This window comes from Fluctibacter corallii, assembly GCF_025751585.1.
Taxonomy (GTDB): Bacteria; Pseudomonadota; Gammaproteobacteria; order Enterobacterales; family Alteromonadaceae; genus Fluctibacter_A; species Fluctibacter_A corallii.
In genome coordinates, this window is the sequence record NZ_JAOWKX010000001.1 from 328,752 (window position 1) to 348,508 (window position 19,757).

Consider the following 19,757-nt stretch of genomic DNA (forward strand, 5'->3'; position numbering starts at 1 on the left):
CAATAGGTTAGAATATGATTAAGTTCCCTGCTCACGGGCATGTGGATTTTACCGTGTCTCCTCCACTGTTAATTATTGACGTAACAGGCCCTATCAACCAAGAGGGGGCTCTGATTTATATTGAAAACGTCGCGCACTATCGAGCCCAATTATCGAGCGGCCCTTGGGCAAGCTTGGTGTATGCAAAACATTTCGAGCTAATGTCAGCAGATACCCGAGAAATTATGATTGGCGCCATCCACAAAGCAAAACAAGTAGGGCTGGTTGCAACAGCAGTGATATTTAACGATGAACGCGTTTCACATGCGGCAAAGGCATTTTGGGCAACTATTTACAATAAAACAGATTTACGCCATGCCTTTTTTGAAAACGAGACGGAAGCAAAAACGTGGCTGATTGCGCAGGTGAACCACTCTCTCACCTGCGTTAATGCCCGTGAATAAATTTAATAATAGGTAGGGCAATCTGTGTGCAACTGCGGATCTTCATGTAACTCATTACAATTCGCCGTAAAATGGCGGTCGTCTGAGCAACGCTTTACCTGCACTGTATTCTGAAATGTATTGACATCAATAACTTCTACCGCATCCTGATGGTATTCCACCACCATTCCCGGTTTTAAATGTGACTTGTCCATAGCGCGAACCTCATGTTAAGCCCGCCTAACAATATGCCCGCCCTTTGATATAACTGCCAATGCTTTGTTTGCCTAAATGCGCGCATTTATAGAACCCAAAAGAATATAAATAAACCAAATGTAAATTTGGTTTTATTCCTAAGATAGACATTAAACACTGACACACAAGCTAGGTAAGCCGCTCGTACTCAGTAAAGCACTTATACAATTGAGTGCCACTGAGCACTGAAGCCGATGGAAAATGTAAAATCGTAATCAGATCACATGGCGCTGCAATCTCGTATGTGGCACGCGCATTTTCTAACTCATCGACATTGAGCACACGTGCGAGAGGCTGGCCTTTTTTCACTTCTTCACCTGGCGCAACCAAATATTCCACAATCCCTCCTTGTTGCGTATAAAGAATCTTATAATTCGCCAGCTTCACAGACACACGACGCATGTCAGCAGGTTGGTAATCAGCATCAATCAGTGCACCTTTATTATTTAAGTAAGACATGACACTGACCGCATCAAACTTACCGTCTTCAAAACTGATGACTTCCTGACTCCCCATTTCCAAGGTAAAGGCTTCAACGTTAAACTGAATATCTCGTTGAAACTTCTCTGACAATAAGTTTTGCAGCGTCCACCACGGACAAAATGTCGCTTCATCCAAAGCACCTGCGAATTGATTGGGAATAAAAATGACATGAGGAATGTTAAACAAAGTCGCAGATGCTTTGGCATACTCGGGCACGTAAATATGACGAGTAGATACTGGCCCATTGTGAATATCGATGACGTAATCCGCATCAAATGCCAACTGCTGTAACTTTAAGTTCAGGCGATGTGCAAGCCCCAATCCCCAAGTTTGAGACAGCTTTTCGTCTAGGCGTTGCTTTACCTCATCTCTGAAGCGAGACTTCACTTCATCAAGGGAGTCGCCCTCTTTAACACCCTGTGCAAACGCCTGTACCAAGGATTCGTCGTAGTAATAACCTCGATTCCAATTGGTACCATTCACTGGGTCAAATCGCCCAAGAGTATATTCACCTGCTTTAATATTGGTTCCAACTGGGTTGCAGTTTGGCACAAGAATAATTTCGCCACGTATTGCGGTGTGTTTAAGCAGTTGAATCAAATGGTAAATGACAACATTGCCCTGCACCTCAGCACCATGAATCGAGCTTTGAATATAGACCTTGGGTCCAGATTCGCGGCCCTTAAAACGGTACAAAGGAACATTCATATTTCGGCCAGACGCGTTTTGCGCCACAACGAGGTAGTCCTTACTAAATTGGTTCATAGCTGCTCTTATGGTGGCTTAATGTGACACGGGAAATAGGGGTATTATAGTGCTGGGGTTCAATCTACCGCTACTGTTTTATCTTCGGCAGCGTCTCTCCCAACCGTTTAATAGTAAGGCTCATGGTGCATTTTCTAGTATGTAAGCGATCCAAAACCGTCAGCATCAGTAATACTGAGCATAGAACGAATAATTTTGAGACATGATGTGACGGTAAAAACAACTCTGATGTGGTTTCGTCAAGATTTGCGCCGACGAGACAATCCCGCGCTACGCGATGCTTATGAACAAGGCAAAATTCTACCTATTTATATTTTTGACGACACACAAACAGGCAAAACAGCCATGGGGGCAGCCAGCAAGTGGTGGCTTCATCACTCGCTCAATGCGCTAAATGAGTCACTCAATGGCCATTTACATATTTTTAAGGGAGATCCCGAAACGATTATTCCTGAGATTTTAGAAAAGACGGGAATTCAACGTGTCGTGTGGAACCGCTGCTACGAACCTTGGCAAATCAAGCGCGACAAAGCCATTAAAACGCATTTAAAAGAAAACGATATTGAAGCCCTCAGTTTCAACGGCAGTTTGTTATGGGAGCCATGGCAGGTACTTAAAAAAGACCAAACGCCATATAAAGTGTTTACTCCTTATTACAGAAAAGGCTGTTTGCAACAACCCGAACCTCGTATGCCCCAATCTGCGCCAGATCGCATTACTTATGCGAAGGATTATGATGATTGCCTAACACTTGACGAGTTATCGTTACTGCCTGATATTCATTGGTACAAAACCATGGAACAATGCTGGAAGCCTGGGGAAGAGGGCGCGGCTGACAATCTGTCTGTTTTTTTAAAGGATGCGTTAGAAGGATACAAAGACGAACGTAATATTCCGAGTGTGGTAGGCACATCACGGTTATCTCCTCACTTACATTTTGGTGAAATATCTCCCAATCAAATTTGGTACGCGGCATTAGACGCAAAACAAGGCAATACAGATAACGAGCATCTCGATACCTTTTTAAGTGAATTGGGATGGCGTGAATTTAGCCACTATCTGCTGTTTCATTGGCCGCGCCTACAAACACACAATTTTAACGACAAATATAATGATTTTCCGTGGCAGCAAAGTAAGGCGAATCTACGTGCATGGCAGCAAGGCCAAACTGGTATTCCAATCGTTGATGCGGGCATGCGGGAATTGTGGCAAACCGGTTATATGCATAATCGGGTACGCATGATTGTCGGCTCGTTTTTAGTTAAAAACCTATTGATAGACTGGCGAGAAGGCGAACGCTGGTTTTGGGATTGTTTAGTGGATGCAGACATGGCTGCAAATAGTGCAAGTTGGCAATGGGTAGCTGGCTGTGGGGCTGATGCCGCACCGTATTTTCGCATTTTCAATCCAGTATTACAGGGAGAAAAGTTTGATACTGAGGGCGAGTATGTCAGCCGCTACTGCCCTGAACTGAAACACATGCCCAAGAAATATATTCACAAGCCTTGGGAGGCACCCAAAGAGGTACGCCAAAAAGCGCAAGTTGTGATAGGCAATACTTACCCAGCCCCCATTGTAGACCTAAAAGCCAGCCGCCAGAGGGCGTTGGATGCGTATGACAAAATTAAGTAACGGCATACACGTATTTATTTAGTACAAAAGGCACCGTGATGAAGACCCTTCGCCTTATTCTAGGAGATCAACTCTCCACCGATATCTCGAGCTTGCAGGATATCGATAAGCATAGCGACATTGTATTGATGGCCGAAGTGAGAGAGGAAGCTACTTATGTCAAACATCATAAGAAGAAGATCGCGTTTTTGTTTTCTGCTATGCGTCACTTTGCCAAGCAACTAAACAGCGACGGCATCAATGTTCTTTATATCGATTATGAACATCCTGAGAATCAGGGTAGCCTATTTGAGCAAATTAAATATTTCTGTCAGTCGGAGAATGTGGCACGAATTGTTGTGACTAAACCCGGAGAATATCGGTTGCTTGACGACATGCAGCAATGGCAGGCAAGGCTAAATATCGACGTTGAGCTACGTGAAGACAATCGCTTTTTGAGTACGCCTGAGGATTTTGCATTGTGGGCGAAAGGGCGTAAGCAGCTGCGTATGGAATACTTCTATAGAGAAATGCGGCAACGTTGGCATATTCTTATGGACGGCAAAGATCCTGTCGGCGGTAAATGGAACTACGATGCGGCAAATCGCCAGAGTTTGCCAGATAACATCACCATTCCATCACCGACTCGGTTCGATCCTGATGCACTGACAAAAAACGTTATTACACTGGTTGAAACACACTTCAGTGATCATTTTGGTTCATTACAAGATTTTCATTTTGCCGTCACGCGTAAACAGGCATTGACCGTATTGGCAGCCTTTATTGACGAACGACTCGCGCAGTTCGGCGATTATCAAGATGCCATGGCAAACAACAAACCGTGGCTATTTCATTCTCATATTAGCTTCTACTTAAATTGCGGTTTACTGACACCCAAAGAGGTGATCAACAAAGCACAAGAGGCTTACGATAACCATCAGGCTCCGCTTAATGCCGTAGAAGGCTTTATTCGCCAAGTGCTTGGCTGGCGAGAATACGTAAGAGGGCTGTATTGGTATAAAATGCCTGAGTACAAAACCCAAAACTATCTGAACGCCACGCGCTCGCTTCCTGATTTTTTTTGGGATACCAATACGAAGATGCAATGTCTAAAACAGTGCTTGTCTGATACATACAACAATGCATACGCTCATCATATTCAGCGGCTAATGGTCATCGGCAATTTTGCACTTTTAGCAGGCTTGGCACCTGATGAGGTTAACAACTGGTATTTATTGGTGTACGCAGATGCATATGAATGGGTAGAGCTACCAAATGTAACTGGGATGATTTTGTTTGCCGACGGTGGCGTACTCGCCAGCAAGCCTTATGCGGCCAGCGGAAATTATATTCATAAAATGTCAGACTACTGTCAGCATTGCCATTACAACGTAAAAGAAAAAAATGGATCACAAGCCTGCCCTTTTAACTATCTTTATTGGGACTTCTTAATACGCAATCAGGACAAGCTCGGTCGAAACCCTCGGTTGGGCATGCCGTATAAAACACTCACTAAAATGACAGCCGATAAACAGCGTCTCATCCAAGAAGATGCCGAAGCGTTTTTTACCAAGCTACACAACCATGAAGAAGTCTGACTTACCTCAAAAAATATGCCCTGTCTGCCATCGCCCGTTCACTTGGCGGAAAAAATGGGAAAGAGACTGGGAAGACGTAAAATACTGCTCAAAACGTTGTGCGGGTAATAAACGCAAAACACCTCATTGATTACGCCTCAACTTCACTCAATGTGAGCAAAGTAACTGCTGTCACTGCCTCTATTATACGATGGAGACACCCACTTTTAATTAGATGAATACGGAACAACAGAACACGCAAAATGACTATCTATCCCCCAACCTAAGCCCACTTTTTACTCTTCCCTACTATGCTGTCATATTTACTAACACGCGTACCAAAGACAACAATGGACACAGTGCTATGGCAAACCAAAATATTTTTAGAACTTTATCTACAACAGAAAGAATTACTTAGGCACAGACCTCTTATTTTCGGCCAAATCTCAGGTGCTGAACCGAGCAATTGCCACTACACTTGATACTGTTGTTATTCATTGTTTTTAACCCTTAAGGAGAACAGTATGAGTGATGACCGCAAAGTCCAACGAGATATCCCTCAGGACAAGTTAAGTGAAACCCGTGAGCAGTATGAAAAAGACGGCTACGATGTAGATGTAGAAGTGCAACGTGATGGTTATTACACCATTAACGCTCGCCGCCGCTACGACTATCGTGACGACGAATATAGTCGCTAAGAACCCAATCCATTCTCGCCAGCAAGCGCACTGCTTGCTGGTTTTTCTTTATCGTTGAGGTGTTCGGTTAGGTAATGTGTGGCGCGCTAAAATGCGTCTCGCATCTTGCTGAACCGCCTCCTCTTCGCGAAATGCCCACAGTTTATCTCGGGCTTGACGATATCCTTGTTCAGTATCAATGATTGGTAAGGGATAGTCTTTCCCCAACACCACGCCGTACATACTTTGCTCCATCGACGTCATCGTCCAAGGCGAATGTATCAACGCATCGGGCAGTGCACATAATTCTGGTAGCCACTTACGCAAAAAAATGCCTTCAGAGTCCTTATCTCTAGACTGTTTCACAGGGTTGTACAATCGAATAGTATGAATGCCTGTCACCGCGGCTTGCATTTGAAATTGTGGATAGTGAATGCCAGGCTCAAAATCTAAAAACTGTTTGGCTAAATGGGTCACGCCTCGACGCCAATCAATGTCTAACTGGTGAGACAAAAAACTCACTAGCAAAGCGCGCATGCGAAAATTCAAGTAACCTGTTTGTATTACACAGCGCATGCATGCATCCACTAACGGTATGCCCGTTTTGCCCTCCTTCCATGCTGCTAACCGTCTATCTGATTCTTCGCCAGTCAAATATGGGTAGGCTGCGTAGCCATGGTTAATATGTCTCACCTGCATGTCGGTTTCACTTTCAAACTTTTGCACAAAATGATTGTGCCAGTGCAATCGAGACAACAACGCAGTTAATGCTCGGCTGCCGTTGAAAACGCCTTGAGACTTCTGCGCCTGCACGTATTGGTACATTTGTCGCAGGCTCATATTTCCCCACGCGAGATAGGGTGACATCCGCGAACAGGCAAAGCGGCTGTTATAGGGCTTTGAAATCTCTGCCGCATAATGTCGTCCTCGCCCTTTAAAAAAGTCTTTGAGAGTATACCAAGCGCGCCGCTCGCCGCCGGGTTGAAACTGTACATGAGGTTGTGTCCAAGTAGCTGGCGGTTGCCACTGCAAAGACATTAGCGCGGTGTGCAATGCGTTGTCTGTATGACTCAACCAGCGAATATCGGTTAGATTCGGATCGTCACACTTCGACTGCATCACGCTATACCAATGCTGCTGCCACGTTTGACGATGTGTTAGCCCTCGAATAACCGCGCCGTAGCTAAACTCTTTCCACTCTACTTGTTGTTGTTTGGACCATCGACGAACGGCTTTATCACGTTCAAAGGTATTCAACAGACCCACTTCTTCGAAACTCAACAGCCGCATCTTCTTATTGTGATGCAACATACGTTGTCTCAACTGCTCTAGGACGTCAGTCGCCTCGCCGTGGAGTACCAATACCCTAGGCGATTGGGCAAATTCTTGGTGTTGGATAGGTGGGTGTGTCTGATGACTATGTGAGCGCGCTCCTATGCTGAGCAACTGGGTGTTTAAGTCAGAAACCGACTCCCAAACAAAACGCCAATGGCGCAGATCATAATGGGGATCCGCTTCAAGCATGGGCTCAATAATAGTGATCAATAATGTTGGGTTGCCTGATCGTTCAGCTTCGCATAAGGGGGCATGATCTCGCAGCCGAAAATCGCGCTTCAACCAGATGATGTCTATTCTTTCAGGAGTGTCGGCCATTTATTCACATACAGTCTAACCCATAGTTCAAATATGGTAATGTGACGCAAAAAGATCACTTTGAAACCAGACGCCAAATAGCGTTGTTTGGCATATTAAGACTGACAGTATGGCGATATGCTACATTCGATGCTTGCAATAAAAAAGCGGGAATCACTTCCCGCTCTAAGCACATTATTTACGGCGTTTTTTCGGCTTGCCTGCACCACCCGCTTTATTATGGGGTTGATTATCACTAAAACGCGTTAGCCCTTGCTGAACAGGACGATTATTTTTAGAGCGCCCTTTTGCTACCGACTTGTTAACAGAGCGTTTCGCATATTCACGCTGATCACGCCCCGTTAGCTCTCCTTTGCGCTCAGGCGGAATTAAATGCTTCTCACCATTGCCGATAAGGTGTGCTTTACCCATTTCTTTTAAGGCTTTACGCAACATAGGCCAGTTTGCTGGATCGTGGTAGCGTAAGAATGCGCGGTGTAAACGGCGCTGGCGCTCCCCCTTCGCCACAGGTACGTCTTCACTTTTACGCGTAACTTTGTGAATCGGGTTTTTACCTGTGTGATACATGGTGGTTGCATTAGCCATCGGCGACGGATAAAAATTCTGTACCTGATCTAATCTAAAGTTGTTTTCCTTTAACCATAACGCCAGATTCAACATGTCGATATCACGCGTACCAGGATGAGCAGAAATAAAGTACGGAATGAGATACTGCTCTTTGCCCGCTTCTTTTGAGTATTTGTCGAATAACGCTTTAAACCGATGATACGTTCCCATGCCCGGCTTCATCATCTTACTCAGCGGGCTTTCTTCGGTGTGCTCGGGTGCAATTTTAAGATACCCCCCCACATGATGAGACACCAATTCTTTTACGTATTCAGGATCTTCAATAGCCAAATCGTAACGCACGCCTGAGGCAATCAAGATCTTTTTGATCCCTTTTACTTGGCGAGCTTGCCTGTATAAGTTAGTAGTCGGAGACTGGTCGGTATCCATGTGACCGCAAATATCTGGCCATACGCACGATAAACGGCGACAGGTTTGCTCCGCTTTTGCACTTTTACAACGTAACTTATACATGTTGGCAGTTGGGCCGCCGAGATCGGAGATGACACCAGTAAATCCCGGCACCTTATCGCGAATCTGTTCAATTTCACGAAGAATCGAGTCTTCTGAACGACTCTGAATAATTCGTCCTTCATGCTCTGTAATGGAACAAAACGTACAGCCGCCAAAGCATCCGCGCATAATATTGACAGAGGTTTTGATCATGTCATACGCTGGGATCTTCGCTTTACCATAACTTGGGTGCGGAACACGTGCGTAAGGCAAGTCAAACACCGAGTCCATCTCTTCGGTCTCTAATGGATAAGCAGGCGGATTGATCCACACAAGGCGATCACCATGACGTTGTGCCAGCGCACGTGCACAGCCAGGATTGGTCTCTTGATGAAGAATACGCGATGCATGCGCATAATGAGCGCGCTCTGCACTGACAACATCAAAAGCGGGTAGCTTCACATAGGTTTTGTCCCATGGCTTACGTCGCTCAGCTTTCGGATTGTAAGGTTGCACCACCACAGGTACTGCCGCATTCTTATCTTCTGTTGCTGTATCTGACTCTTTCGTTGCACAGGTTTCTTGAACATCTTGATACGGGCTTGGGATCGGATCGATCTTGCCAATTTTATCAATACTGGTAGAGTCGACACCTAACCACCCCGGTAACGGCTCTTTACGAATAACAGCCGTACCACGGATATCTTGCATCGTGTCAACGGTTTCACCTTGCGCAAAACGGTGAGCTACTTCCAATAGCGGCCGCTCAGCGTTACCGTAAATTAGCAGGTCCGCTTTCGCATCAAACAAAACAGAACGGCGCACTTTATCTGACCAATAATCGTAATGCGCAATTCGCCTGAGGCTGGCTTCAATTCCGCCAATCACCACCGGCTTTTTGAAGGCTTCTTTACAGCGCTGGGTGTACACGGTAACCGCGCGATCGGGCCGCTTTCCGCCTTCATTGTTTGGCGTGTAAGCATCGTCATGACGAATTTTACGATCCGCTGTATAGCGATTAATCATCGAGTCCATGTTACCTGCCGTTACCCCGAAAAACAGATTAGGCTCACCAAGCTTCATGAAGTCTTTTTTACTTGTCCAATCAGGCTGAGAAATAATGCCAACACGGAATCCTTGCGACTCTAATACACGGCCGATCACCGCCATACCAAAGCTTGGATGATCAACGTAAGCGTCGCCTGTCACAATAATAATATCGCAGCTATCCCAGCCAAGTTCATCCATCTCTTTACGTGACATAGGCAAGAACGGCGCAGTGCCGTAACACTCCGCCCAATATTTAGGATAAGAAAACAGGCCTCGCTCAGCTTTCATTCGCTGAGCCTGTTGACGTACTGCTGTCATGACGCTCCGAATACAAGTGTTCAAAAAATGGGCGCAGAGTATAGCAGGTTTCGTGGAAAGGATCAGCGAATACTGATGCTGAAAAAAAGGAAAACGCGGTCTATCAATAAATCAAAGGGTTAGTGCGTCGCTTCAGAGGTGGTAAGGCGCAAGTCTTGACGATCAAAGACAACGTTAACCACTACAGCCAGCGAGGCACGCGCCTCATGTAACTATGGTAAGTACTGCCAAAGTGCTGTTGTAAGTGTTTTTCTTCGAATATGACTTGTCGATGAATGCATATCCACCCCACGACTAAACATACCAAAGTAAACACACTAGGTAAGGCCAGAAAAAACCCCAATTGCGCCACCATTACGCCTAAAAAGTTCGGGTTACGGCTCACTCCATATAGCGCAGACGTAAGTAATACATCAGGGCCAGAATCGTCAATACCCGAACGCCACGAGGCCTTCATTAATAAGCTGGCACTAATCGCAAACAAAAAGCCCAACGTGAGGATTGCACATCCAAGCAGATGTATCCAAACGGCCCCCATCGACTCGAATTCTCCAATCCATTCTCGCGACTGCGGATCAAAGGCTATGGCCATGCACACAAACCAAATGGCATAGCGAAACACATTGAATGTCATGTGATTAAACCAATGTGCTGAGTAAGTTGGGCCACGATGAATCAACGTCACTTTACCCAATCGTTTTTTCTGAATTTTAGCGAGCAACAAGTAAAACACCGCAACAAAGGTGAAAAAACCCGCTAAATAGATGGCGATATAGGTATCGACGCTTGATTCCATGTCACTCCCTCAAACCTAAAATACATGCTATTTACGATCAGTATGTAACACATGTCATGTTGTAACACGCTCTGTTAGTGAGGGCAATTTCTAAAATTAAAAGACTCTGATAGAAAATATTGATAAATATCAGACAAATATGTTCGTAGGAGAAGTAAGTGAATACCACTATATTGGTAAAAAAAAGCCCGCTTTTCGCGGGCACATCAAGGGGAGGGATGTCCAACTGTGAGTCATTTATACTGAGAACTGAAAATTTTGGTTCACAATATTTTACTTGTTTATTCGTTTTCCTGTTTCACGCTAATAACAAAATCATCGTGTTCTGTGGCTTCAACACGCACTTCAATGGGCTGACAACAGATTTGACAATCCACCAGCATCACCTGACCAATATCATTTAACGGATCAATATCCAGATCGTTAGGCTCCATACAATAGGGGCATTGAAACGATGCTGCGTGACCTAAACTCATCATAAACACATCACCACATTAATTTGATTAATAGTGTCTCTACGGAATATCAGTTGCACTTAGATCACCCTTTGCTGAGATCTAAGTAACGTAAATCGTGGCATCTTTAGTGCTTTGAACAGAGAAACAGAGCGCTTTAGTCACCAAGCAACTAAATAATGACACATGTATTTTTATACAGTATAGTTTAAACAGGCTTTTACGGTAACGCATGAGAATAATCGGCAATGTCGACAACGTAGGAATATGAAAACACTTCCAGAAAAATACTACTTAGCACACTTCCACGAGTTTCTGACTTTTGTAAAAGGCACGTGCCAACACTTACTCTGTGATGGAGACAGGCATTTTATCGCTGAAATAGAACGGCTAAGTGAAGATGCCAAGTGTGTATTGATCAGAGCCATGAACCGCAAGTCACCGTTCATTCTCAAAACCTCGCTCGACTACAATGAAATCGCCCATTACGATATACAGATTCAAACCTTGCTTTCTAAAGGGTTCTTCTCACGTGTAACCGACAGACATTTACCCAGCCTATTCGAACACTTGACCAAACCTCAACTCAGTGAGTGCTTACGCGTCGCTGAGACGGCGTTTAAAATATCAGATAAAAAACCCCATCTTATTGAGCTAGCCACGCATACGGTGGCGATGTCACACTTTGTTGATACGTCACTCTATCAACAACTCATCGTTCGAGAAACAGATAGCCAAATGGCCTATCTACTGTTTTTATTTTTTGGAGACATAAGTAGCGGTTTAAATAAGTTTTCAATGCGAGATTTAGGCATTATGCGCACCCGAAAAGGTGAACAAGGACTAACCGCGCGCTATGACACCCAAGAAGAAGCCCTTAGTGCATTTGATTATGCGTTGGCATTACGTTCACTGGCGACACTGCCTGACGATCAAGTGATTGATACTTTCTCGGATATTTCAACATTGCCACTCGCAAAGGGAGAGCACGCGATTGCAAAGCGTGATCGGTTTTTACTGAAGCTGGGTAAACGTGTGCTGCCTAACGATCCTGATCTGGCATTGACCTGCTGGCAAGCCTCAAGCGCCCCAGAAGCGCAAGAAAAAGCCATCCGAGAAGAATACAAACGCGGCAACCAAGCGCAGGTATTAGCGCAACTCAATGACATTATTGATAATCCTGACAGCGAAGAAATCGCCCTTTTTGCTGAGGATTTTTTAGCTCGTAAATTTAATAAGAAACGCACCAGTTACCTTACCGACATGTTGCGCGAGGACAACGCGCCTTTATTTATTGACGAAATATATATTAACCGCGTCGAAACAGGCGTGAAAAAGTATTACCAACAGCGGGGCAGTGAAGCCTATAAAACAGAGAATAGACTATGGCGAACGTTATTCGGGCTCACCTTTTGGCAAGAGCTATTTGAGCTTGATGAAACCGCGCTGGCAAATGAGTTTGACAGACGTCCGCGCGCACTCGTACAGCGCTATTTTTATGATCGCTATCAGCAAGAAATTGAACGTAAACTGGCGCTTTTGCATAACATTGAAGCATTCCGATTTCATCTCACCAAAACAGCCTCTACCCATTATGGAAAAAGCAATGGCATATTTAACTGGCATCCCAAAGGCTTAGAGATCGCGCTTACCCTCGTAAAATACGCATCTGCAGATAATCTCATCTCAGTTTTAAGAGCCATGACCAAACAGTTTTATAGCTATAATGATGGCTTTCCCGATCTCATGATCATTACCGATCACTCTCTTCGATTTGAAGAAATCAAAGCGCCGGGCGATCAGCTCAGAAAAAACCAGTTGATCACGATACGCATGCTCCGAGATGCAGGCTTTAATGTAGGCATCAAGCAGGTTAATTGGCATATAGATCCCCATCAAGCCTATGCCGTTGTAGATATTGAAACCACTGGCGGACGTGCAGCACAACATAGAATTACAGAAATAGGCATTGTGCATGTTGTAAATGGAAAGAAGGTCTCTGAATGGCAAACACTGATTAACCCACAACGCCATATTCCAAAACATATCACCGAGCTAACAGGTATTGACAACGCGATGGTAGCTAATGCCCCGCGCTTTGCCGATATAGCCGATACCCTACAAGCACAGTTGAAAGACTGCGTATTTGTTGCCCACAACGTAAACTTTGATTTTGGTTTTATTAAGCAAGAGTATGAGCGACTCAACCTGCCATTTAGAATGCCCAAACTGTGCACAGTAAAGGAAATGCGCAGTGCCTATCCTGGTCTATCATCTTATTCTCTGGCGAACCTAACCGCTCACTTTGACATTGATATGAAGCGACACCACCGTGCACTCTCTGATGCCCACGCAGCCGCAGACTTACTATTGCTAGTAAACGAATACCGTTTGCAACATTACAAGCAAAACCGGCATACCGCAGTCAATGAATAAATTTCATCGAGACAGTTGACTCTAGAGTACACTCTAAGGTTTATACTTACCCTATCGATAAAATAATGGGTCTAAATAGATAGGGGAAGACGTTGAAAATAGGTGATCTTGCCAGAAAAACCGGACTAAGTGTTCACACGCTTCGGTATTATGAAAAAGCAGGCTTGTTGCAAGCCAGCGGGCGCACTGGCGCAAACTATCGCATCTATACAGAAGATGACGCAACCACCGCCAGTTTTATCAAACGCTGCAAAGAGTGCGGTTTCACATTAGATGAAACCCGCGCCTTGATTACAATTCGAGATGACAAGCGCCAGCATGTCTGCGCGGAAGCAAAAGACATTGCACAGAATAAAATGCAAGATCTCAAAACCCAAATTACTTCTCTACAAGCCATGCTCATTACGTTGGATAAACTACAAGCACTATGCTGCGGGGGCGAAGAAAGTGCCGAATTTTGCAGTATTATCGCGAATTTAGAAGGAGCGCCATCATGATCTTTATTGAACACTTTATCGCACTTTTTATTGAGTCAGCACCTTTTCTCTTATTAGGCATGTTGATCGCAGGATTGATACACCAGTGCGTGCCTCAATCTATGGTAAAACGTATTCTCGGCAAAGACGCCTCGGTCGTAACCGCGTCTTTGGTGGGCGCACCGTTACCTTTATGCTCCTGTTCAGTAATTCCAGTCGCCATGGGCATACGCCGCCAAGGTGCCAGCAAAGCCAGCACCGCGAGCTTTTTAGTAGCAACCCCTGAAACCGGCGTAGACTCTATCGGTATTACCTATGCACTTATGGGACCAGTGATGGCTATTGCACGCCCTGTAGCCGCTATCACATCGGCAATTGTTGCTGGGGTTAGCGTAAAATTTTTCGACAAAGAGACCCCACCGATAGACACCACGGCGGTGTCGTCATGCTGTAAATCATCATGTAAAAGCGATACTAAAGAAGAAAAAGTGTCTTTCAACTTATTAGGCGCCGTGGAATATGGTTTTGGTAAGTTACTCAGAGACTTTATGGGCTGGCTACTTATCGGACTCATCTTTGCCGCACTGATTCAAACCTTTATACCAGCCGAAACGTTTGCCCAGTACGGCAGTGGCGTCGTTGCCATGACAATCATGGTGGTAGTCTCTATTCCGATGTACATCTGCGCAACAGCATCTACTCCCATTGCAGTCGGATTACTGATGTCGGGAATATCACCGGGCGCAGCATTGGTGTTTATGCTGACCGGACCAGCCACTAACATCGCCACCCTAATGGTGGTGAAGAAAGAATTGGGTAGCCGCTCCTTATGGCTTTATCTAACCTCGGTGATTGTCAGCGCGGTGTTATGCGGATTAGCCCTAGACGCAATAATGGCCTACATGGGATGGGAACTGTCTCTGACTCACGGAGCGCACGACGATATGACCTCTCTACTCTACAGCGCAAGCGGCGTCATACTGGCGTTACTTATCAGCTATCAATACAGCAAAAAATTCCGCAGCTGGCTGCAAAATCGCCACCATGCTATATCAGTTCAGGAATGATCCTTACTGGCTGAAATTGACAACATTTACGCTTCCGTGCCCTATTCAAAAAAGAAAAAGGCGCGGGAGTCCGTAAGTGGGCCCAAACCCATCCTTTAAAAAAGCGTTTCCAGCCACAATCGGCGACCCGACAACAACAACCGCGTTATGAAACTACTCACAACAAGCAAGAGAAAAAGCCAAACACAACTTCAGGCCCAGACAACACGCCTTATCTCTCCTCGCCTGCAAAAAACGCCGGATGTAAAAAACGCCCCATCGCCATAGTCAGTGCTTGCGTGTAAGCCGAAGTGCGCGTTTGTACCCCATTGGTCAGCAAACCAATCGCCCCGCCTTGTTGTTTCACATTGTGCGTACCAAACGCTTCATCCATTAGTGTGCCCAGCTCTTTCCCTTCATCTAACCGATTAAACACATGCTCAGGAATCGGCAAATTTGCACTTCGTCCTACCGTTGTAACGTCACCATCGCTAATCACAACATAAGCAAACGTCGAGGAGCCATAGTCAAAACGGTCAACACCGCCTTCCATTGCCGTATAAAAATCGGCGTCGTGGTGCTTTACCAAATACGACACTCGATTCTGCGCACCAAGCAACGTATCGTGACTGTTCATAGGTTGATCTGGCACACCAGAAGGAGATTTAACCCCCTCACATATTACCTCTCTTTCAGGATAGACACTGGAGAACGCCTCTTTGGCAGCGTTGATTTTTACTGGATTTGTCGAGCCGACAATAATACGAAGGGGGTTCATAACGATCCTTATTTACTACTCATTCGCGCCTATCCTACCAACTTACTCTTTGCATTGTCACGACGACAGATTGTCGACCTCTTTCGGTGATACAAAAAGGGCGTCAACGAATGGTCTAAACGTATAATTTATATTCACTATTCACGATGAAGCGAGTTTGTCATTGCATTTAATCGAATAACATGGGTACTATCAGTGGGTTGCATTAATAATAGGAGATGCGTCAGTGGTGGTTCATACTGATGATTCCAAACGTCAATTTCATTTTCGTACTCGCCACGGTGAGATTTCAATGGAAGTTCATGGGAATATTGTAGTTGGTCGCTTTTCAGGCGCGATTAGCAGCAACCTTACCTCCAAACTGGCCAGCGCAATTACAGACTTGCTTGCTCCATTGCAGGGAACGCCTTGGGGCTACCTGAGTATATCGAACTTAGCTGAGGGAGCGACACCTGATGCAGAACAAGGGTTGATTGATGCGCTAATGGTCGGCTTTAAAATGGGCGTGGTATGTTCCGCATACATCATTCACTCTCCAGTTGCAGTGGCACAAATGGATCGCGTGCGCAAAGCATGTGGAGCAACAGACGATATCCGTGATCACCTGTTTAGTGATGAAAAAAGCGCGCGTGAATATTTAAACGAAAAAATACGTGCATATGAAAATGCGCAGCGTCAGACGGGATAATTACAGGCAAAACTGAGTATGAATTGTCGAAAATGGGGCAATGGGGTGGTTGCCAATATCATAATTTTCATCGTGTCTCTTATCGGCTCGACTATTCAGGTTCACGCGCAAATAACGCCAGGCACTGATATTTGGCTTGCGGATATCAATGACGGCTTCGCTTTAACAAATCATCGCAACCTAACGAACCGAGAAGGCTACGACAATCAACCCTTTTTCCTCCCCAATGGCGATATGTTGTTTACCCGCGAGCTTACAACTAAAAACCAACCACAAACCGATATTTTCCACGCTGCTCTCTCTGCACATGCGCTGTCTGCAATAACAAACACGCAAGAAAGTGAATACTCCCCGACCCTCACGCCCGATAAAAACCGTATATCACTGATTCGCGTCAATAATGAAGGCAAGCAGCACCTTTGGCGCTACAGTTTTCCTTACGATAAGCACGCATCGGTGTCATTGCTCCCAGATATAGAGCCTGTTGGCTACCATGCTTGGATAAACGAACACGCAGTGCTTTTGTTTGTGTTGGGAGAACCCCATACTTTGCAGCGTGCTAATTTGTTAACAAAAGAAAGCGAAATACTTGATCGTGATATTGGCCCGAGTTTATATCGTATTCCTGAAGAATTACGTATGAGCTACACACGCCGAGTAAGAAACACGTCGTCGGTTAACCAAAGCGAAGACAGTGAAACTTGGCAATTAATGGCGTTAAATATTAAAAATAATCAAATTGAGCCCCTCACAGAACTTCCGAAAGGAGCGTATTATTACGCGTGGACGCCCGACCAAAAAGTGTTAGCGGCCGCAGGCTCGACGATATGGATGTGGAACTTGAAAGTCCCATCACAACCATGGTCAGCACAAGCGTCATTATCTAAACACTGCCCCGCAGGCATAACGCGTTTAGCGGTAAATGCATCCATGACAACACTTGCTTATGTATGCAATCGTACGTGAGTACAGCATCGCAAGATATCTTTAAGAACAGGACTTTTTCGTGACGGTTTTTTCAGGCAACATTCGTAAAATGCATGTGAGTACCGATGCCAATCATCAGGCTCAATATGTATTACCCATTGGCGATAAACACATTGATATCAACTCACTGATTGATTCACACGTGTCAGTCACCTTTGATAGCACCATCAATTGTGTACATTGTAGTGTAAAAACCAAAAAGAGCTTTAATCAAGGCTATTGTTATCGTTGCCTGACCAAGCTAGCGCAATGTGATAGTTGCATCATCAAGCCCGAAACCTGTCATTATCATGAAGGCACCTGCCGAGAGCCAGAGTGGGGCGAAACACATTGTTTGAACGACCATTTTGTGTACCTTGCCAATACAGGTACATTAAAAGTGGGGATCACCCGCCATGTCACAGACGGGGTGTCATCAAGGTGGATTGACCAGGGTGCTACTCAAGCCCTTCCGATTCTGCGTGTAGGCAATAGAAGAATCAGCGGACTCGTAGAAACGGCTTGTAAAGGCTTCATCGGAGATAAAACCAATTGGCGAACCATGCTAAAAGGGCAACCTGAAGCCGCTGATTTAGTCCAGACTCGCGATGCATTATTACGTGATATTTCTCCCGCCGTTACCGAGTTGAAATCACGGTTTGGATTGCAAAGCATACATGAAGTCGAAGCCTCGCCCCTCACTATTCATTATCCTGTTCTACACTATCCAGACAAAATAAAGTCTATTAACTTGGATAAAACGCCCCACTTTGAGGGCACCTTAACGGGTATAAAAGGACAATATTGGCTACTAGACGGTGACAGAGTCATTAATATGCGTAAATATGCCGGTTACGCGTTAACGATAGAAATAGAATAAGAATCAAACGTTTTTGGGGACAGCGATGACTAAAGTTCAGGCCATATTCGCTACATTGCTCATAGTGCTTATCTCTGGCGTATTTAGCGGGTTGGTTGCCAGCGAGAGCAATACATTTTTCAACGTTCCCCTGTTTGCGATAATTGCTGCGTCAATTTTTATCATCCAATGGATTGCGTTTATTCCCGCTTACAAATATCAAACCGAAGTATTCTACGACTTAACTGGAAGTGTTAGCTTTTTATTTGCTATTACTCTCGCTCTGGGCCTGTCGGAGTCAGTGTCTATTTACAGCCTGATTTTAGCGGTATTGATTGGCATGTGGGCGGTAAGGCTGGGTAGCTTTCTTTTTAATCGTGTTATTCAAGATGGCAAAGATAGCCGATTTGACAACATTAAACCGCACTTTTTTACCTTCTTGTTTGCTTGGACCATGCAAGGCTTTTGGGTTTTGATTACGCTGAGTGCCGCATTGGCAGCAATGACATCGCAACGCGATACCTCTTTGGGTTATATGTTCTTTTCTGGACTCACCATCTGGTGTATCGGTATGCTGATCGAAATTACCGCCGATAATCAAAAGCAGGCGTTTCGAAACGATCCTGAAAATAAAGGCAGCTTTGTTGACGTAGGATTGTGGGCGCATAGTCGGCACCCGAACTATTTTGGCGAAATACTTATTTGGACGGGTATTGCCATCATTGCCTTTCCAGCGCTATCAGGTTGGCTGTATTTGACACTGATTTCGCCCATTTTTGTCACTATTTTACTGACAAAAGTTAGCGGAATCCCTATGCTTGAAGAAAAAGCCAATGAACGCTGGGGAGATGACCCTAACTATCAGGAGTACAAGGCTAAAACGCCGCTGCTCGTGCCCTCTTTTACTGCCTATGACAAAAAATAGCAAAGCGAGAACATCATCGCCTTTCCACCTTGCATGTTGAGAGAAATAAAGAACGATGTGGGATGCTAAGAAGAGACTTCCCATCCACCCATATTAGCGGCAAGATCATCTAATTCTGCAAGGGTACTGTCAAAACCTTGAGTTTGGTATTGATAAGCAACAGCAACTTTACAATTACCATCAAAGAAACGCGCGTCAACGTCTGCTACAGACCAGTTTTTTAGCGTATTTAAAAAACGGTTTGCCGTTTGCGCTGAATGGAATTCAAAAATGACTTTCGACTCCATATTGCTTAATCTCCAAAATAGAACAGAATAAAAAGTGCCGCGCATAATGCATGCTCTGAAGCGTGATCTCAAGCCGAATCAAAAGAATCATGGCAATTTCGTTTCGTAGAAATCCCGCATTGACCAACACGAACATTGAAATATTGCTCTATACTTCTTGTTATATTTTAGCTCA

20 protein-coding genes are annotated in these 19,757 nt (G+C 44.9%); 12 read left to right on the forward strand and 8 right to left on the reverse strand.

Annotated elements, in window-relative coordinates:
- The first annotated feature begins 14 nt into the window (after positions 1 to 14).
- Positions 15 to 443, forward strand: a complete 429-nt coding sequence (locus tag OE749_RS01425) for a hypothetical protein (RefSeq protein WP_263710557.1) — start codon at positions 15 to 17, stop codon at positions 441 to 443.
- 2 nt (positions 444 to 445) lie between these two features.
- Here OE749_RS01425 and OE749_RS01430 read toward each other — a convergent pair whose 3' ends face one another.
- Together OE749_RS01430 and OE749_RS01435 are read right to left on the reverse strand one after the other, a co-directional pair.
- Positions 446 to 637 carry a hypothetical protein gene (locus OE749_RS01430; protein WP_263710558.1) on the reverse strand — a complete coding sequence of 64 codons (192 nt, stop codon included), beginning with the start codon at positions 635 to 637 and terminating at the stop codon, positions 446 to 448.
- Between the two features lie 169 nt (positions 638 to 806).
- Positions 807 to 1,925 (reverse strand): succinylglutamate desuccinylase/aspartoacylase domain-containing protein, encoded by a 1,119-nt coding sequence (locus OE749_RS01435; RefSeq protein ID WP_263710559.1) that lies wholly within the window; start codon positions 1,923 to 1,925, stop codon positions 807 to 809.
- Between the two features lie 207 nt (positions 1,926 to 2,132).
- On the opposite strand from OE749_RS01435, the gene OE749_RS01440 reads away from it, so the two are divergent.
- The 4 genes from OE749_RS01440 (at position 2,133) to OE749_RS01455 (ending at position 5,811) form a co-directional block, all read left to right on the forward strand.
- Positions 2,133 to 3,557: a cryptochrome/photolyase family protein gene (locus tag OE749_RS01440; protein ID WP_263710560.1), complete on the forward strand. Its 1,425-nt coding sequence runs from the start codon at positions 2,133 to 2,135 to the stop codon at positions 3,555 to 3,557.
- A 38-nt stretch (positions 3,558 to 3,595) separates the two neighbouring features.
- A complete protein-coding gene (locus tag OE749_RS01445) occupies positions 3,596 to 5,134 on the forward strand; it encodes a cryptochrome/photolyase family protein (protein ID WP_263710561.1) in 1,539 nt (512 codons plus the stop codon).
- Positions 5,121 to 5,264 carry a DUF2256 domain-containing protein gene (locus OE749_RS01450; protein ID WP_263710562.1) on the forward strand — a complete coding sequence of 48 codons (144 nt, stop codon included), beginning with the start codon at positions 5,121 to 5,123 and terminating at the stop codon, positions 5,262 to 5,264. Before OE749_RS01445 ends, OE749_RS01450 begins: the two co-directional genes overlap by 14 nt.
- A gap of 373 nt (positions 5,265 to 5,637) precedes the next feature.
- Complete coding sequence (locus OE749_RS01455) at positions 5,638 to 5,811, forward strand: hypothetical protein (RefSeq protein WP_263710563.1); 174 nt, start codon at positions 5,638 to 5,640, stop codon at positions 5,809 to 5,811.
- Between the two features lie 48 nt (positions 5,812 to 5,859).
- Here the strand turns inward: OE749_RS01455 and OE749_RS01460 are convergent, their stop codons facing one another.
- The 4 genes from OE749_RS01460 to OE749_RS01475 form a co-directional block, all read right to left on the reverse strand.
- A complete protein-coding gene (locus tag OE749_RS01460; RefSeq protein WP_263710564.1) occupies positions 5,860 to 7,443 on the reverse strand; it encodes a cryptochrome/deoxyribodipyrimidine photo-lyase family protein in 1,584 nt (527 codons plus the stop codon).
- A gap of 174 nt (positions 7,444 to 7,617) precedes the next feature.
- The gene (locus OE749_RS01465; protein ID WP_263710565.1) at positions 7,618 to 9,870 is read right to left on the reverse strand and encodes a YgiQ family radical SAM protein; all 2,253 of its coding nucleotides are present in this window, start codon (positions 9,868 to 9,870) and stop codon (positions 7,618 to 7,620) included.
- Between the two features lie 181 nt (positions 9,871 to 10,051).
- On the reverse strand, positions 10,052 to 10,666 hold the full coding sequence (locus OE749_RS01470; protein ID WP_263710566.1) for a methyltransferase family protein: 615 nt from the start codon (positions 10,664 to 10,666) through the stop codon (positions 10,052 to 10,054).
- 281 nt (positions 10,667 to 10,947) lie between these two features.
- Positions 10,948 to 11,142, reverse strand: coding sequence for a CPXCG motif-containing cysteine-rich protein (locus OE749_RS01475; protein ID WP_263710971.1), 195 nt, complete (start codon positions 11,140 to 11,142; stop codon positions 10,948 to 10,950).
- Between the two features lie 246 nt (positions 11,143 to 11,388).
- On the opposite strand from OE749_RS01475, the gene OE749_RS01480 reads away from it, so the two are divergent.
- From OE749_RS01480 to OE749_RS01490, 3 genes are all read left to right on the forward strand, one after another.
- Positions 11,389 to 13,557, forward strand: coding sequence for an exonuclease domain-containing protein (locus OE749_RS01480; protein WP_263710567.1), 2,169 nt, complete (start codon positions 11,389 to 11,391; stop codon positions 13,555 to 13,557).
- 92 nt (positions 13,558 to 13,649) lie between these two features.
- Positions 13,650 to 14,054: a heavy metal-responsive transcriptional regulator gene (locus tag OE749_RS01485; RefSeq protein ID WP_263710568.1), complete on the forward strand. Its 405-nt coding sequence runs from the start codon at positions 13,650 to 13,652 to the stop codon at positions 14,052 to 14,054.
- Positions 14,051 to 15,100, forward strand: coding sequence for an SO_0444 family Cu/Zn efflux transporter (locus OE749_RS01490; RefSeq protein WP_263710569.1), 1,050 nt, complete (start codon positions 14,051 to 14,053; stop codon positions 15,098 to 15,100). Before OE749_RS01485 ends, OE749_RS01490 begins: the two co-directional genes overlap by 4 nt.
- A 211-nt stretch (positions 15,101 to 15,311) precedes the next feature.
- On the opposite strand, the gene yjjX is transcribed toward OE749_RS01490, so the two are convergent.
- The gene (yjjX, locus tag OE749_RS01495; protein WP_263710570.1) at positions 15,312 to 15,857 is read right to left on the reverse strand and encodes an inosine/xanthosine triphosphatase; all 546 of its coding nucleotides are present in this window, start codon (positions 15,855 to 15,857) and stop codon (positions 15,312 to 15,314) included.
- Between the two features lie 226 nt (positions 15,858 to 16,083).
- Between yjjX and OE749_RS01500 the strand changes: the two genes are divergently transcribed.
- From OE749_RS01500 to OE749_RS01515, 4 genes are read left to right on the forward strand one after another with little or no spacing between them, the layout of a single operon-like run.
- On the forward strand, positions 16,084 to 16,545 hold the full coding sequence (locus OE749_RS01500; protein ID WP_263710571.1) for a hypothetical protein: 462 nt from the start codon (positions 16,084 to 16,086) through the stop codon (positions 16,543 to 16,545).
- A gap of 18 nt (positions 16,546 to 16,563) precedes the next feature.
- Complete coding sequence (locus tag OE749_RS01505; RefSeq protein WP_263710572.1) at positions 16,564 to 17,511, forward strand: TolB family protein; 948 nt, start codon at positions 16,564 to 16,566, stop codon at positions 17,509 to 17,511.
- Positions 17,512 to 17,551: 40 nt separating this feature from the next.
- Positions 17,552 to 18,391, forward strand: coding sequence for a DUF2797 domain-containing protein (locus OE749_RS01510; RefSeq protein ID WP_263710573.1), 840 nt, complete (start codon positions 17,552 to 17,554; stop codon positions 18,389 to 18,391).
- 25 nt (positions 18,392 to 18,416) lie between these two features.
- Positions 18,417 to 19,295: a DUF1295 domain-containing protein gene (locus OE749_RS01515; RefSeq protein ID WP_263710574.1), complete on the forward strand. Its 879-nt coding sequence runs from the start codon at positions 18,417 to 18,419 to the stop codon at positions 19,293 to 19,295.
- 65 nt (positions 19,296 to 19,360) lie between these two features.
- Here OE749_RS01515 and OE749_RS01520 read toward each other — a convergent pair whose 3' ends face one another.
- Positions 19,361 to 19,582: a hypothetical protein gene (locus OE749_RS01520; protein WP_263710575.1), complete on the reverse strand. Its 222-nt coding sequence runs from the start codon at positions 19,580 to 19,582 to the stop codon at positions 19,361 to 19,363.
- Positions 19,583 to 19,757 lie beyond the last annotated feature (175 nt).